This is a genomic window from Microbulbifer mixtoriginis (SeqCode) (assembly GCF_052467945.1).
Genome location: NZ_CP174328.1, coordinates 1,005,187 through 1,020,594, shown reverse-complemented (window position 1 = coordinate 1,020,594; position 15,408 = coordinate 1,005,187). Strand labels below are relative to the sequence as shown.

Below are 15,408 nucleotides of genomic sequence, written 5' to 3'. Positions count from 1 at the left end.
GGCAAATACCCAGTATTAGCCGGCAGCCCCAAAGCTATGACCCAACGATAAGAAGAGTAACCAGCAATAAAAAAGCCCGCTTAGCGGGCTTTTTTATTGCTTACCATAAGTGCTTCCCAGCAGATTTCTGCAAAAGCTCAAGCATAGACAGGTGCGCTTCCTGCTCATGTCCCGAAGCCTGGATTACCCTGAGAGAGGGCCGATTCTGCGGAAGCCTGCGAATTACCGATGATACACTCTCCCCCTTTGCCTGCTCACTCTCCTCAGAGCTTTGCCCATCACCCCCCTGAGCCAACCCCAAATCGGTTTGGCCTCCAGTCATCATCAGGTAGACGTCGGCAAGTATCTCCGCATCTAGCAGAGCGCCATGCAGATCTCGCTGTGAATTGTCGACGAAATAACGTTTACACAACGCATCCAGGTTGTTCTTTTGACCAGGATGCTTTTCTCGCGCAAGGGCCAGAGTATCCAACACACTGCAATGAGCATTCACATGCTGCCAGCGTGGACTGCCCAACAACTTTAGCTCGGCATTTATAAAGCCAACATCAAACGGGGCGTTGTGAATAACGAGCTCAGCACCCTCGCAGAAAGCCATAAATTCGTCGGCGATCTGCGCAAAAACGGGCTTATCCGCAAGGAACTCGTTGGTGATACCGTGAACTTCAATCGCCCCATCATCAACCTGCCGCTGAGGGTTTATATATTGATGATAATGACGCCCTGTAAGCTTACGGTTTTCAAGCTCCACACAGCCTATTTCAATAATTCGGTGGCCATTCTTGGGATCTAGGCCGGTAGTTTCGGTGTCCAGTACAACCTGGCGCATAACTCACTCCCCGTCAGAATTACAGCTCATCTATACCACGATTGGCTAACTGGTCAGCCCGCTCATTTCCAGGGTGGCCAGCATGGCCCTTCACCCAGTGCCACTCGACCTGATGCCTGGCAACGCCTTCATCCAACTGACGCCAGAGATCGGCATTTTTTACTGGCTTTTTACTCGCCGTCTTCCAACCATTCTTTTTCCAGTTATTGATCCAACCAGTGATCCCCTGCCTTAGATATTGGGAATCGGTATGTAATTCAACCTCACAGGGCTGCTTCAGGGCTTCCAATGCCTTGATCGCAGCCATCAGCTCCATACGGTTATTGGTGGTATGGGACTCCCCTCCACATAACTCTTTTTCATGCTCTCCGTAAACCAGTAGAGCTCCCCAGCCACCTGGACCCGGGTTGCCACGACAGGCGCCATCTGTGTAGATAGTAATTTGCTTCAAAATCAGTGCCAGAAATAGGAGTAAATCAGCTTCTGGAGACTCCCCCAGAGCTATCGCTTCTGATGTTTTCCCCGTGCAGCGACACGGGGACTTGTAGGTGTTGCTACCAGGGCAGGCTTACGCTCAGCACGCCAATCTATCTTGATTGTCCGCACCCGCGCCACTTCTTTGCGCGCGACTATGATGTAAAAGCCACCCCAAGGCAAGCGCAGGCGGTTAGCGAGCCTCTCCATCCAGGCCGACTTAGCGAGTAGCTCACGTTGCTGTAAAGGCAGACGGAAGAAGCCTCGATGCATCTGTTCAGCCTGGAGATCCAGTAGGTTCATCCAGTCAGCAATCCTGGCTGCCCTCAATTGATTGCCTTTTTGATAGGCTCCACGTGAAAATAACAGGCGTGATAGACCCAACAAAGAAAAGGGATTGAACCCCACTAGCAGCATGTGACCGCCAGGTATCAGTACTCGCGCCGCTTCACGCAAAATTTGATGGGGATGAGTGGAAAAGTCCAGCAAATGATGTAAAAGGACCACATCAATTGACTCAGAGGGGAGTGGCAGGTGTTCCATCTCTACAATAGCCGACCCTTGCTGCTCCGGGCAAACCGCCAAGCGAAAGCAATGATTAATACGGCTAGAAGCGGCAAAATCTACGGCATCAGTAACCCCCGCCTGCAATAGATGGTAACCAAAGAATCCTTCAACCAAAGGCTGGGTCAGCGCCAATTGCTGAGAAAGAATCTCCTGCCCTAGACTACTTGAAAACCAGTGAGAAAGGGCCGGACTGGCTTTGCGCAATAGCGATGACTCTATCGACTCACGAGATCTGGACTTATCAGTCATTCACTCTCCTTAAGAACCAGGCAGAAATCAAATTGATTATCCTGCACTCCCGTAGCCATCCTTTACGGTGGTTAGCTCTAAATGCTATGCAGTTTAACATCATGTCGATCATTCATTTACGAGACACTACAGAAAGCTTGCTGCTAGGCAAGCACACTCCTCTACACCTTTCGGTTAATATCCATGATATCGTTCCGGCATTGAGTTGGCAGGCAGAACAAATATGCTCTCCGTAACCCCTATTCCCGCATTAAATGACAACTATATCTGGCATCTTGAGAAGGATGGTGAGCACTGGGTCGTCGATCCCGGTGAAGCCGAGCCGGTAATCAAGACCTTAGGGGAAGCCCCCCTAAGTGGCATTTTAATTACTCATCATCATTATGATCATACAGGCGGCATCAAAACACTGCACAAGCATTATGAATGCCCAGTGTTCGGCCCCGAATCCATCAAAGGAGTAACCAATCCAATTGCCGACGGGGATACATTTTTACTGTTAGGACTACCAACTGAAGTCCGGGGTATTCCCGGCCACACCCTGGACCACTTAGCGATAATTCTGAAAGAGGAATCTGCCAGCGGCAGTCGGCAGCCTCATCTATTTTGTGGTGATACACTTTTTGCCGCCGGCTGTGGCCGCATATTTGAGGGAACCCCAAAGCAGATGCTCAATTCCCTACAAATGCTAACCAAACTACCAAAACATACCCTTGTTTACTGTGCCCATGAATACACGCTCAGTAACCTCCGGTTTGCCCATACTGTAGAACCTGGAAATACTGCGGTTAGTGAACGACTAGCCCACACCCAAACCTTGCGGCAATCCGGCGAGCCGACCCTGCCTAGCAGCATTTCCGAGGAACTGGCAACAAACCCTTTCTTGCGCTGCCAATTTCCAGAGGTTGCTCAAAGTGGTGCCCATCATCTGGGGCGGGAAACGCCCGAAGAGCTCAGTGAAGTTGAAATATTTTCCAGCCTTCGCGACTGGAAAGACCATTTCTAATAGAGGTGGCCATAACGCCATAAGTCATGACCAGCAGCTTAGCGCCCTCAAATACTGTCTGTTTTTTATCCATCTACATTGACCGAAACTATTCCCACTAATTAGAATCAGAAGGCTATGATCCAATGCTCAGTGTTAGCAAAAAATAAGCGCCTTCGCGCGAGCTGAGTGGGAATTAAAAGAATTACTCGCGGATATCAAACATGGTTCACAAGAATTTTGCCGCAGCATTGCTGGCCGCTACGGTTGGAGCTTGCTCGCAAATACCTGAGACTGGCTCATCTCCCGATAGCGAAAGTCAGCAGACGCAAGAAACCAGCCCTGCAAATAACCTTGAGATATCTTCCCCTATTTCCACGGAAGCAACCCCGCCCCCTACAGATATCTGGGAGCGCCTGCGCCGGGGATTTCGCCTCAATCACCGCACTGAAGATCCGAAAGTGCAGGATTACATCGCTTATTTCTCTCGTAATGAAGGCTATATGTCGCGGGTTACAGAGAGGTCTCGCCGCTATATCTTTCATGTTGCAGAGGAGTTAGAGCAGGCAAATATGCCTCTTGAGCTCGCCTTATTGCCTATAGTGGAGAGCGCCTACGATCCCTTTGCTTACTCGCATGCACAAGCCTCCGGAATGTGGCAATTTATCCCCGCAACCGGTCGCTCTTTCGGCCTCCAGCAAAATTGGTGGTATGACGGACGCCGAGATGTACATGAATCGACCCGCGCAGCCGTAAAATACTTCAAATACTTATTCGAGCGTTTTGATGGCGACTGGGAGCTTACTCTAGCAGCTTACAATGCTGGGGAAGGAACTGTGCGTCGCTCAATAGAGCGCAACCGCCGCAGAGGACAAGGAACTTCTTTCTGGGAAATCAAGTTACCACGCGAAACAAAGCGCTATGTACCACAGCTTCTAGCACTTGCTGAGGTAGTATCCCGCCCAGAGCATTACAAGGTACCTCTACACGAAGTCGCTAACGAACCCTACTATGCCCGCGTCAATGTTGGCAGCCAGATAGATCTTTCCCAAGCCGCAGAGCTTGCTCAAATCGAGTTAGATGAGCTTTACCTACTCAACCCCGGGTTTAACCGATGGGCCACTGACCCCAATGGCAATCACCACCTGCTTATTCCAGTAGAAAGCCTAGAGCGCTTTGAGTCGGCCTTGGAAGAACTGCCCGTAGAGCAACGCGTAACCTGGGAGCGCTATACTATCGCCCGCGGAGATACGCTTTCTACCATCGCGCGGCGCTATCAGACAACCATCTCAGCCATTCGTGAAGCCAACAAGCTGCGAAATAACAATATTCGCGCGGGTAAAACCCTACTTATCCCTAGCGCCTCTGGTCCAGAGGGCCAGTATGCGTACACCGTAGACCAGAGAGTGAAACAGCGCCAAGCTACTCACCAAGGGCAGAGGTCGAGCTACACAGTACAACCCGGTGACAGCCTTTGGGCCATCTCGCGCAAACTGAAAGTGAGCGTCAAGGAGCTCGCTCATTGGAATAGCATGGCTCCAGGGGACACCCTTCGCCCAGGCCGGACACTGGTTGCCTACAATGGGGATTCAGGTAGCAGCAACCGTACCACTCGCAAACTCTCATACAAGGTAAGAAACGGAGACTCCCTCTACCGAATTGCCAATAAGTTCAGTATCAAAATCGACGATATTTTACGCTGGAACAAAATTCCCAAGTCGAAATATCTACAACCCGGCCAGCGTTTAACTCTCTTCGTCGATAGTGCACATAACAGCTAATCTTTTTTCCAAACGCTATTAACCGCAATAAAAAACCCGGCAAAAGCCGGGTTTTTTATTGGCCAAATTGACCGGCCTATACAGGCTTACCTGCTATTCGCCTGTAGAACTAAGCTCCACTTTGGCCTGATCAGACAGGTAACGGCGAATTGCAGCCAATTCTGCACCACCATTCACTGATGCTAACTGCTGCATCAAGGCTCGGCGCTGCTCCTTACTCTGCTGGGAGAGGTCGCCTGGACGCACATCACGCAATGCCAAAACAATCTGGTTGCCGTTGCTCACTGCAAAAACAGCCAACTCCTCAGAACCTGCCGTAGGCACAGGCATAGAGAAAGCTTTACTATTGATCTCAGCGCGCTCACCGAAACCACCTCGACGAGTCTTATCACTAGCCTCCAGGGTCAAGCCCTGCTCCTGGGCCAGCTCGGCAAAATCACCGCCAGATGCCAAACTTTCTTTCAAGCTTTCCGCCTTTTGGGCAAGCTGAGCGCTCGCCTTGTCACGCTTCAGAACGTCAACAATCTGCTCGCGCACCTCTTCCAGCGGGTAAATACCTGCAGGTTTGGAGTCTGTCACTCGCAATACGACAGAATGCTCATTATTGAGATTCAGCACATCAGAGGTATTGCCGTCCTCCATCACCTCTGGAGAAAAAGCAGCCTCTACTACCTGGCCATTAGCCAGTACCCCACTAGCATTTGAGCGAGAGAAAAGGCCGCTGGTTTGTAAGGATACCCCTAATTCCTCAGCCGGGCCTGCCAAGCTTTCAGCATTGTAGGCCAGATCTGCCAAGCGACTCAGGGCATCCAGAAACTCTCTTTCCGCTGCCGCAGTACGCAACTGATTTTCAATAGCGCTCTTACGCTCTTCAAAAACCGGCGGCTCACTCTCTTCCACTTCTAAGAGCTTAATAAAATGAGTGCCACTATCAGTGGTAACTGGAGCAGAAACCTGCCCAACTTCCAGAGAAGCAAGGGCCTCTTCAAAAGCTTGCGGGAATACATCGCCAGTAGTGAAACCGAGGTCTCCCCCTTCATCACGGGAACCAATATCCTCCGAGTAACTTTTGGCCAGTTCAGCAAAATCTTCACCGGCGTCGAGTTTCACCTGAATTTCATTCAATTTTTCCTGATCTGCATCTTCCAAAAGAATATGCGCTGCACGACGGCGAAGATCAGAACCAAAATTAGCAAGCTCCAGGTCATATTGAGCGCGAACATCCTCTTCAGAGATATCAATGTTGGAGGCAAAAACCTCCGGAGTCAGCTCGATATACTCAACCGCTACCTGCTCAGGCCGCTGGTATTGACTCTGGTTGGCTTGGTAATACTGCTCAACTTCAGCATCACTAACGTCTGTAGAGGCCAATAACTCCTGCACAGGCAACACAACGTAGGAAAAGTCGCGCTCTTCCATAGAGGCTGCAACTATCTGCTCAGCGTCTTCCTTGGTGGTAAAGGCACTGGCAGTAACGCTATCCGCATATTGTTGCAAAGACAGATCGCCCTCAACAATTTGCGGGAAACTAGCTGTGCTATACCCCATACGGCGTAAAGCATCACGATATAGCTGGGTGTTAAAGGTACCGTTGACCTGGAAGGCCGGAATATCGGTAATCGCCTTATTAACCGCAGCGGTACTCATTACCATACCACTCTCCTGAGCAGCCTGGCGCATGACTGAAGTGGAAATCAATTGGCGTAAAACCGGTTCACGCAGCTGCTCATCACTGATCAAGTCCGCCGGAACATCCTCTCCGTATTGGCTCATGATCATACTGCGGCGGTTTTGTATGGCCCGCTGCAAATCCATATTAGTGATTTTTTCACCATTGACCTCGGCGACCGCGTCGGTGGCACCACCACTGGCACCGGTAAAAAAATCGATTCCCCCAATGACCATAATGAACCCAAAGAATGCCGCAACAATAATGGCTGCCGTTCCCTTCAGGTTATCGCGCATGGACTGAAGCATGCTCAGCTCCGAATTTTCACTCTAATTGTTCAACTGTTAGCAGATACAAAAAAGGCGTATCGAAATTGACACGCCTCTTTGCACTTCGACTTTTACAAGGTTTCGAAGTTCACCGAAACTTAGTTTACGGCGTCTTTCAGGGCTTTACCGGCCTTGAAGTTAGGAATTTTTGCCGCTGCAATTTCAATCGGGTCGCCAGTGCGTGGGTTGCGGCCAGTGCGGGCTGCACGCTCTTTTACTGCAAAAGTACCAAAGCCCACCAAGGCAACCTGATCGCCTTTTTTAAGCGCATCAGTAATGCTGTCAACCATTGCGTCCAAAGCACGGCCAGCTGCAGCTTTAGGAATATCTGCAGACTCAGCAATAGCTTCAATCAGTTCGGACTTATTCACGCTTAATCCCTCTGTTCTTTTAAATATGTTTAGGGCATGCCCTCAGGCAAGGCATCCCTTCTCGTAACTTTCTAACCACCGGCAATTTTAGCGCCGGCCAAATAAGGCCCGTTTTATACCAACTGCCCGGTAGCGGGTCAAGGAACCATGCGGGTTTCCGGCCGGTAAGACAAACCTCAGGTAACAAAAATCAATTTTGTGGTTAGATTTTGGTCTTGTAAATTGTTACGGGGTGACAGTTGTCACCCCGAATGCGATTAATGGGTTTGAACGGATCTCTGTGAGCGCTCTTCAGCCTGCTTTTGCAAAGCAGAATATTCCTCATCAGTAAGAGACTCGGGTTTGTGCTCAAGCGCCAATTCAAGAACCTGATCAATCCATTTAACCGGTTTTACCACCAGATCCTGAAGAATATTGTCGGGAATATCCTTCAAGTCTCGCTCGTTATCGGCAGGAATCAGCACAGTTTTTATACCGCCCCGATGCGCCGCCAATAACTTTTCCTTCAGACCTCCAATTCGTAAAACTTCTCCCCTCAGGGTGATTTCTCCGGTCATTGCCACATCCGAACGAACTGGAATATTGGTCAGTACGGAAACCAGTGCCGTGCACATGGCGATACCCGCAGAGGGCCCATCTTTTGGCGTTGCACCTTCCGGAACATGAATATGGATATCCCTGGTTTCATGGAAATCTGGGCCAATACCGAGTGCCTGGGAGCGTGAGCGCACCACTGTCAATGCAGCCTGAATAGACTCCTGCATCACATCGCCGAGAGAACCGGTCTTGATCATGCGCCCTTTACCCGGAACAGCAGAGGCCTCAATATTGAGAAGCTCACCACCCACCTCTGTCCAGGCTAGGCCGGTAACAATCCCGATCTTGTTCTCTTCCTCGGCGCGACCAAAGTCAAACTTGCGCACACCCAACAACTCTTCCAGTTCCTCAGGCTGCACTATCGCTTTTTTGTCCGAAGGATTACGGACATGCTCCGTTACAATCTTGCGGCAAACTTTGGCAATTTCCCGGTCGAGCCCCCGCACACCCGCTTCACGAGTGTAGTAACGAACGATATCCCGGATTGACTGGTCAGAAAGCTCCAGCTCATCCTCTTTCAACCCATTGGCTTTACGTTGCTTGGGTACCAGGTAGCGCTGAGCAATGTTGAGCTTCTCATCCTCGGTATAACCGGGGATACGAATAACCTCCATGCGATCCAGCAAGGGACCGGGGATGTTCATGGAGTTTGAGGTGCACACAAACATCACATCCGAAAGGTCGTAATCCACCTCCAAGTAGTGGTCGTTAAATGTCTTGTTTTGCTCTGGATCAAGTACTTCGAGCAGGGCCGACGCGGGGTCACCACGCTGATCCATACCCATTTTGTCGACCTCATCGAGCAGGAAAAGCGGATTCTTAACGCCGACTTTGGATATTTTCTGTACCAGCTTACCTGGCAGAGAACCTATGTAAGTGCGTCTATGCCCGCGGATTTCTGCTTCATCACGAACGCCACCAAGGGCCATACGCACATACTGGCGGTTAGTCGCACGAGCGATAGACTGCCCGAGTGAGGTCTTACCAACCCCGGGAGGCCCAACCAGGCAAAGGATCGGCCCCTTCACTTTCTTGACACGTTTTTGCACAGCAAGATATTCGAGGATGCGCTCTTTCACCTCTTCTAGGCCATAGTGCTCTTTCTCGAGAATCTCTTCGGCTTTCTTTAGGTCATGTCGCACCCGGCTAGCTTTTTTCCAAGGAAGGCTCAACATCCAATCAATATAGCTACGCAATACCGATGCTTCTGCCGACATGGGCGACATCATTTTCAGCTTGGCCAGCTCGGCACGGGTTTTCTTTTCCGCCTCTGCAGACATTCCTGAATCTGCAATCTTGTTTTCCAGCTCCTCAATTTCATTGGGCTCTTCAGTAATTTCGCCCAATTCTTTTTGAATCGCCTTCATCTGCTCATTGAGGTAGTACTCGCGCTGGCTCTTTTCCATCTGCTTCTTAACACGGCCGCGAATACGCTTCTCCACCTGTATCAGGTCGATCTCGGAATCCATCAAACCGAGCAAATGTTCCAGCCGCTCTTTGACATTGGAGGTTTCCAGCAGCTCTTGTTTCTGAGCCAGCTCGAGGGACATGTGCGCGGAGATGGTATCCGCCAGGCGCCCCGGCTCATCAATGCCAGACAGCGAGGTAATGACCTCATTGGGGACCTTCTTACTGATGGAGACATACTGCTCGAACTGAGACATAACCGAGCGCACCAAGGCTTCAGCCTCTCCCTCGGACAGCTCAGTAGTTTCTATAGGCTCGACAGTAGCCTCAAAGTGATTATCGTGCTCGGCAACATCGAGGATATTGACCCTCTCCCCCCCTTCCACAAGCACTTTCACAGTGCCATCTGGAAGCTTGAGAAGCTGCAGAACACTGGCAATAGTACCAACGCGATAGATGTCCTCGGCGCCAGGGTCATCTTCCGATGCTCTCCTCTGGGCTACGAGTAGCACTTGCTTATCCCTGCGCATGGCCTCTTCCAGAGCCTCAATGGATTTTTCCCTGCCGACGAACAGCGGAATCACCATGTGGGGGTAAACAACAACATCGCGCAATGGCAACAATGGATATTCAAGCTTGGTGTCGGATGACTGATCCATAGAACTCCTCTCGGCCCTATCACTGGGTATTTGGCGCGGCATCATGCTGCTGTTGAAATTGACAGCTTAATTTGGGCCACCGCCCGTCAGTTGCTAGAGATGGGGGGGGAGAGCCCGGAATACAAGTCTAATCTCGCGACCAATTTGTGCCGAATTCAACTGAATACTGGCTGGCCGCTGGTAGTTAAGCATGTCAAACAGGTAGAAAGGATAGATTTGAATAACAATTGGCTATAAAAAAAGCCCCACAAGTGGGGCTTTTTAATATGGAGAGTTATTCCTCTGGCGCCGCCTTTTGCGGCTGGCTTTCACTTTCGTAAACCAACAGCGGTGCCGACTCCCCCTTTATCACCGCCTCATCGATAACGACCTTAGCGACATCATCAGAAGATGGAATATCATACATAGTTTCCAGTAACACCGACTCCATGATAGAGCGAAGTCCCCGGGCACCAGTTTTGCGCTCCATAGCCTTAGTAGCCACAGCATCTAAGGCGTCTGGACGGAAGTCCAGCTCTACATCTTCCATTTCGAAGAGTTTTGCATACTGCTTGGTCAGAGCATTGCGCGGCTCAGTGAGAATTTGCACCAGAGCCTCGCGATCGAGCTCCTCCAGGGTCGCGGTAACCGGCAGGCGCCCAACAAACTCTGGTATAAGACCATAGCGAACCAGGTCTTCGGGTTCGAGGTCACGCAGAATTTCACCAAAGTTACTGGTTCCATCCTTAGACTTCACTTCAGCGCTAAACCCAATCCCCCCCTTCTCTGAGCGATCGCGAATCACCTTGTCAAGGCCCGCAAAGGCACCGCCACAGATGAACAGGATGTTAGAGGTATCCACTTGCAGGAATTCCTGCTGCGGGTGCTTACGACCACCCTGAGGGGGAACGGAAGCCACAGTACCTTCAATCAGTTTTAGCAGTGCCTGCTGCACACCCTCACCAGAGACGTCCCGGGTGATGGATGGGTTATCGGATTTACGTGAAATCTTGTCAATTTCATCGATGTAGACAATTCCCTGCTGGGCCTTCTCAACATCGTAATCACACTTTTGTAGCAGCTTTTGGATGATATTTTCTACATCCTCACCGACATAGCCAGCCTCAGTAAGAGTGGTGGCATCGGCGATGGTAAACGGCACGTTCAGCAGCCGCGCAAGGGTTTCAGCCAGCAGGGTTTTACCGCTACCAGTTGGACCCACCAGAAGAATGTTGGACTTGCTCAGCTCAACATCATCTTTGCCTTTAACGCCAGTTTTACTACGCAGGCGCTTATAGTGGTTGTAAACCGCAACCGCCAGGACACGCTTGGCCCTCTCCTGGCCAATCACGTACTGATCCAAAATCTCGGTGATTTCACGCGGCGTGGGTAGGCGCCCCTCCGGGCCCTCCGCAGTCTCCTGGACCTCTTCGCGAATGATATCGGTGCAGAGCTCGACACACTCATCGCAGATAAAGACTGACGGCCCAGCAATCAGCTTCCGCACCTCCTGCTGGCTTTTGCCACAGAAGGAGCAGTATAGCAATTTGCCGCTATCTTCTCCGCTGCTTTTGTCGGTCATCAAAATACTCCGTGGTCACTGGCCTACCAGGGCCTTTAATTCAGCTATTACAGCAAGATGCTGTCTCTTGGCGTTTTTTTCAAGCCCCCTCTGCCTGAGAAATGACTTTGAGAGAACTCAGGTTCTCTCTTCACGCCTTTAGCAAAATATTTTTGTTGATAGTGTTACTTTTCAAGAGCCTGACGTCGGGAAAGTACATCATCCACTAGACCATACTCCTTCGCCTCATCGGCACTCAGGAAGTGGTCACGCTCAGTATCTCTTTCAATATCACTGACCGGACGGCCAGAATGGTGGGCCATCAACTCATTTAAGCGATGACGAATTTTGAGGATTTCCTGAGCATGAATATGAATATCGCTAGCCTGTCCTTGAGCGCCACCACTGGGCTGATGGATCATCACCCGGGAGTTAGGGGTGGCAAACCGCTTACCTGGCGCTCCCGCCGTCAGCAGGAAGGCTCCCATGCTGCAAGCCTGACCAATACACATGGTACTCACATCCGGCTTGATAAACTGCATAGTGTCATAAATGGACATACCTGCAGTTACAGATCCACCGGGAGAGTTGATATACAGATGAATGTCTTTATCAGGATTTTCTGCTTCGAGAAACAGTAACTGGGCAACTACCAGATTAGCCATGTGGTCTTCCACAGGGCCAACCAAGAAAATAACCCTTTCCTTCAATAGACGTGAGTAGATATCAAAGGAACGCTCACCCCTGGCAGTTTGTTCTACCACCATGGGCACCAAACCAGTCGCTAAGGGGTCAATTGAGGCTTGGGGATAATCGATTCGTGCCATAGGTACCATTGCTTCCTTTTGTGGCGTGTTCGGCAGGCCAGCATGCAAGCGCTAGGCGCCCGTGCTGAAAATTAGGTTTTCAGAGCTTAACCGGTCAGGCAGGATAAAGCCAGCCGGTAAAAAGGAAGGAGATGCAACGACGCCCGACTGAAGCGGGCGCCAATGCATTCGGAGATAAAGAGATAATTAACCCTGCTTCTGCGGCTTGATCACGTCGTCATAAGTACTTTTAACTTCTTCGACTTTTGCAGACTTCAGTACAAAGTCCACAACCTGATCTTCCAGAACTACCGATTCAACTCCAGAGAGCAGCTCGCGGTTATTATAGTAGTATTCAACCACTTCTTCCGGTTGCTGGTAGGTAGAAGCCAGCTCCTCAACCTTAGCCTTCACCAGGTCTGCATCTACAGACAGTTCGTTTTTCTTAACGATCTCACCAACAACAAGACCTAGAACTACACGACGCTTGGCCTGATCTTCGAACATAGTGTCCGGCAACATACGCTCAGCATCTTCAGCTTTGATCTGGCCACCAAACTGCTGAACCATTTGTCCACGCAGAGTGCTAACCTCACCTGCGACCAAGGCAGAAGGCAATTCGACCGGATGCTGTTCAAACAACTGGTCCATCACCTGGGTTTTAACCTTGTTCAGCGCTGCGTTTTTCAGCTCACGCTCCATGTTACCGCGAACTTCTTCGCGGAACTTCTCTTCTCCACCCTCCTGAACACCATATGCCGCGAAGAATTCTTCATTCAGCTCGGGCAGCTCAGGCTTTTCAGAAGAGGTAACTTTAATATTGAAGGTTACCGCAGCACCACGTAGCTCTTCAGCTTGGTAGTCTTCAGGGAAGGTCAGGTCCAGATCTTTCTCTTCACCGGGCTTCATGCCGAGGATACCTTCCTCAAAACCGGGGATCATCTGGCCGGAGCCCAGTACCAACTGGTGACCTTCGGCCTTACCGCCCTCAAACTCTTCACCATCTTTACGGCCCAAGAAGTTGATCACAACACGATCACCTTTTTGTGCCTTGCGCTTGGTATCCTTCCAGGAAGACTGCTGTTTGCGCAGCACATCAACCATATTGTTAACATCCGCATCAGTTACTTCTGCAACTGGACGCTCAACGCTAACCTCAGCCAGGTCGGCCAATTCTACTTCTGGATAAACTTCAAAAGTGGCGACGTATTCCAGATTCTCGCCAGCTGCAGTTTGCTTTGCCTCAATGCTTGGCTGACCGGCAGGCTTAACTTCTTCCTGCTGAACCGCATCGTAGAAGGAACGGCTCATAACCTCGCCGAGCACTTCCTGGCGAACGCCGGCACCAAAGCGCTGACGCACAACTTTCATCGGCACCTTGCCTTTGCGGAAACCGTTTATACGAACAGTCTTAGCCGCCTGCTGAAGGCGCTTGTCCACTTCTTTATCGACGACTTCCGCCGGCAAGTTGACCGTTAAGCGACGCTCCAGACCGGAAGTAGTTTCGATGGAAACCTGCATGTTTATCCTCGTGAGACTATCTCTTTAATCGCGCCGCAGCGCCAACGAATACCGGGTCACCGAGACTTAGTCAGCAACCTCATGGGGAAACATCAAAACAATATTTTGAGCTTCCGCCAAATACACAAGAAGCCCGCACCCACCCCTCCAGGGTAAGTCACACGGACTTCAAGGTTTTTGATTTGGTGGGGACGGGGAGACTCGAACTCCCACACCTTTCGGCACCAGAACCTAAATCTGGCGTGTCTACCAATTTCACCACGTCCCCGAAACTCTCTTACCGCTAACCCATTGATATATATAGGGTTTCGATCTTTTTTAAGACCTCATCGCGACAAGGGGTGCAGATTGTGCCACAGCATTTTAAAGGCATCAACACTTTACTGAAAAAAAATAAAAAAGGCGCCAGAAAGGCGCCTTTTGTGGGGGTTCGGGAGATTAAACTCGCTCAACAATCGTAGTGATTCCCTGCCCCAAGCCGATACACATGGTGGATACACCAAGGTTTCCACCCTCGTTTTGCATAACGCTCAACAAGGTACCGGTAATGCGAACGCCTGAGCAACCGAAGGGGTGGCCAAGAGCGATAGCGCCACCGTACAGGTTGACCTTCTCATCCATCTGCTCAAGCAGATCCAGGTCCTTCAGCACCGGCAGCGCCTGCGCTGCAAATGCCTCATTCAGCTCAAACTTGTCGATATCGCCGACAGTTAGACCCGCTCTCTTGAGCGCCTTCTTGGTGGAAGGCACCGGGCCATAACCCATAATGGACGGATCAACACCAGCCAGCGCCATTTCTTTCACGCGGGCAATAGGAGTCATACCCAAAGCCTGAGCGCGCTCAGCGGACATTACCAGCATCACAGAGGCACCGTCGGTGATCTGAGAGGAGGTGCCAGCTGTTACCTGACCGTGCTTCGGATCGAATGCTGGCTTCAGCTGAGCCAGACCTTCCACGGTGGTGTCCGGACGGATGGTTTGGTCCGTCTCAACCAGGAAAGGTACGCCGTCATCGTCATGACCTTCAATAGCGATAATTTCGCGATTGAATTTGCCAGCCTTGGTAGCTTCAGCGGCGCGATGGTGAGAGCGTGCACCGAACTCATCCATCTGCTGACGCTGGATACCGTGCATCATCGCCAGGTATTCAGCAGTCATACCCATGGAGCCGGCAGCTTTAGCCATATAGCGACCCAGCATTGGGTTGGGGCTAACATGCTCCATCATGTTCAGGTGACCCATGTGCTCAACACCACCCACAACGTACACATCGCCAACGCCAGCCTGGATGTTGGCAGCTGCAGTATGCAGGGAGGACATAGAGGAGCCGCACAGGCGGTTGACGGTTTGCGCCGGGATAGTGTGTGGCAGACCAGCGCGCAGCAGGATAAAGCGAGCTACGTTAAAGCCCTGCTCATCGCGCTGCATAACACAGCCCCAGATCAGGTCATCGATCTCGGCGGGATCGAGCTTGTCATTGCGCTGCATGAACTTTTTCAGCAGCTCAGCGGACATATCATCGGCGCGAACATGGCGATATACGCCATTCTTCGAGCGACCCATGGCCGTACGCGCGTAGTCGACGATTACGGCATCTCTAGGATTTAAACTCATCGCTATTCTC

The 15,408-nt window shown here is 50.9% G+C and carries 12 protein-coding genes and 1 tRNA gene; 2 read left to right on the top strand and 11 right to left on the bottom strand.

What is annotated here, in order from left to right:
• Nucleotides 1-100: 100 nt before the first annotated feature.
• The 3 genes from dnaQ to ACJJIJ_RS04535 are packed head-to-tail and all read right to left on the bottom strand — an operon-like array spanning nt 101 to nt 2,119.
• Nucleotides 101-829, bottom strand: a complete 729-nt coding sequence (dnaQ, locus tag ACJJIJ_RS04545; RefSeq protein WP_444938753.1) for a DNA polymerase III subunit epsilon — start codon at nt 827-829, stop codon at nt 101-103.
• A 19-nt stretch (nt 830-848) separates the two neighbouring features.
• On the bottom strand, nt 849-1,280 hold the full coding sequence (gene rnhA / locus ACJJIJ_RS04540) for a ribonuclease HI (RefSeq protein ID WP_252085386.1): 432 nt from the start codon (nt 1,278-1,280) through the stop codon (nt 849-851).
• 50 nt (nt 1,281-1,330) lie between these two features.
• Entirely contained in the window at nt 1,331-2,119 is a 789-nt protein-coding gene (locus tag ACJJIJ_RS04535; RefSeq protein WP_444938752.1) for a class I SAM-dependent methyltransferase, read from the bottom strand.
• Nucleotides 2,120-2,342: 223 nt separating this feature from the next.
• Here ACJJIJ_RS04535 and gloB point away from each other — a divergent pair, with 223 nt between their 5' ends.
• Both gloB and ACJJIJ_RS04525 read left to right on the top strand, forming a co-directional pair.
• Nucleotides 2,343-3,125 carry a hydroxyacylglutathione hydrolase gene (gloB, locus tag ACJJIJ_RS04530; RefSeq protein WP_252085384.1) on the top strand — a complete coding sequence of 261 codons (783 nt, stop codon included), beginning with the start codon at nt 2,343-2,345 and terminating at the stop codon, nt 3,123-3,125.
• 203 nt (nt 3,126-3,328) lie between these two features.
• The gene (locus ACJJIJ_RS04525) at nt 3,329-4,885 is read left to right on the top strand and encodes a LysM peptidoglycan-binding domain-containing protein (RefSeq protein WP_444938751.1); all 1,557 of its coding nucleotides are present in this window, start codon (nt 3,329-3,331) and stop codon (nt 4,883-4,885) included.
• Between the two features lie 93 nt (nt 4,886-4,978).
• Here ACJJIJ_RS04525 and ACJJIJ_RS04520 read toward each other — a convergent pair whose 3' ends face one another.
• The 8 genes from ACJJIJ_RS04520 to fadA form a co-directional block, all read right to left on the bottom strand.
• Nucleotides 4,979-6,862 (bottom strand): SurA N-terminal domain-containing protein, encoded by a 1,884-nt coding sequence (locus ACJJIJ_RS04520; RefSeq protein ID WP_444938750.1) that lies wholly within the window; start codon nt 6,860-6,862, stop codon nt 4,979-4,981.
• Between the two features lie 119 nt (nt 6,863-6,981).
• Nucleotides 6,982-7,254, bottom strand: coding sequence for a non-specific DNA-binding protein Hbs (gene hbs / locus ACJJIJ_RS04515; protein ID WP_067086576.1), 273 nt, complete (start codon nt 7,252-7,254; stop codon nt 6,982-6,984).
• Between the two features lie 257 nt (nt 7,255-7,511).
• A complete protein-coding gene (lon, locus tag ACJJIJ_RS04510) occupies nt 7,512-9,917 on the bottom strand; it encodes an endopeptidase La (RefSeq protein ID WP_252085381.1) in 2,406 nt (801 codons plus the stop codon).
• 274 nt (nt 9,918-10,191) lie between these two features.
• The gene (gene clpX / locus ACJJIJ_RS04505; RefSeq protein ID WP_252085380.1) at nt 10,192-11,478 is read right to left on the bottom strand and encodes an ATP-dependent Clp protease ATP-binding subunit ClpX; all 1,287 of its coding nucleotides are present in this window, start codon (nt 11,476-11,478) and stop codon (nt 10,192-10,194) included.
• Nucleotides 11,479-11,642: 164 nt separating this feature from the next.
• Nucleotides 11,643-12,284 (bottom strand): ATP-dependent Clp endopeptidase proteolytic subunit ClpP, encoded by a 642-nt coding sequence (gene clpP, locus ACJJIJ_RS04500; RefSeq protein WP_252085379.1) that lies wholly within the window; start codon nt 12,282-12,284, stop codon nt 11,643-11,645.
• A gap of 186 nt (nt 12,285-12,470) precedes the next feature.
• Complete coding sequence (tig, locus tag ACJJIJ_RS04495) at nt 12,471-13,784, bottom strand: trigger factor (RefSeq protein ID WP_252085378.1); 1,314 nt, start codon at nt 13,782-13,784, stop codon at nt 12,471-12,473.
• 183 nt (nt 13,785-13,967) lie between these two features.
• Nucleotides 13,968-14,052 (bottom strand) — tRNA-Leu (locus ACJJIJ_RS04490).
• A gap of 170 nt (nt 14,053-14,222) precedes the next feature.
• A complete protein-coding gene (gene fadA, locus ACJJIJ_RS04485; RefSeq protein ID WP_444890727.1) occupies nt 14,223-15,398 on the bottom strand; it encodes an acetyl-CoA C-acyltransferase FadA in 1,176 nt (391 codons plus the stop codon).
• Nucleotides 15,399-15,408: the final 10 nt, after the last annotated feature.

Coding starts and splice junctions, on each gene's coding strand:
- ACJJIJ_RS04520 (WP_444938750.1), bottom strand. CDS start 6,862: ATGCTTCAGTCCATGCGCGATAACCTGAAGGGAACGGCAGCCATTATT.
- clpX (WP_252085380.1), bottom strand. CDS start 11,478: ATGACCGACAAAAGCAGCGGAGAAGATAGCGGCAAATTGCTATACTGC.
- gloB (WP_252085384.1), top strand. CDS start 2,343: ATGCTCTCCGTAACCCCTATTCCCGCATTAAATGACAACTATATCTGG.
- ACJJIJ_RS04525 (WP_444938751.1), top strand. CDS start 3,329: ATGGTTCACAAGAATTTTGCCGCAGCATTGCTGGCCGCTACGGTTGGA.
- dnaQ (WP_444938753.1), bottom strand. CDS start 829: ATGCGCCAGGTTGTACTGGACACCGAAACTACCGGCCTAGATCCCAAG.
- lon (WP_252085381.1), bottom strand. CDS start 9,917: ATGGATCAGTCATCCGACACCAAGCTTGAATATCCATTGTTGCCATTG.
- ACJJIJ_RS04535 (WP_444938752.1), bottom strand. CDS start 2,119: ATGACTGATAAGTCCAGATCTCGTGAGTCGATAGAGTCATCGCTATTG.
- clpP (WP_252085379.1), bottom strand. CDS start 12,284: ATGGCACGAATCGATTATCCCCAAGCCTCAATTGACCCCTTAGCGACT.
- fadA (WP_444890727.1), bottom strand. CDS start 15,398: ATGAGTTTAAATCCTAGAGATGCCGTAATCGTCGACTACGCGCGTACG.
- tig (WP_252085378.1), bottom strand. CDS start 13,784: ATGCAGGTTTCCATCGAAACTACTTCCGGTCTGGAGCGTCGCTTAACG.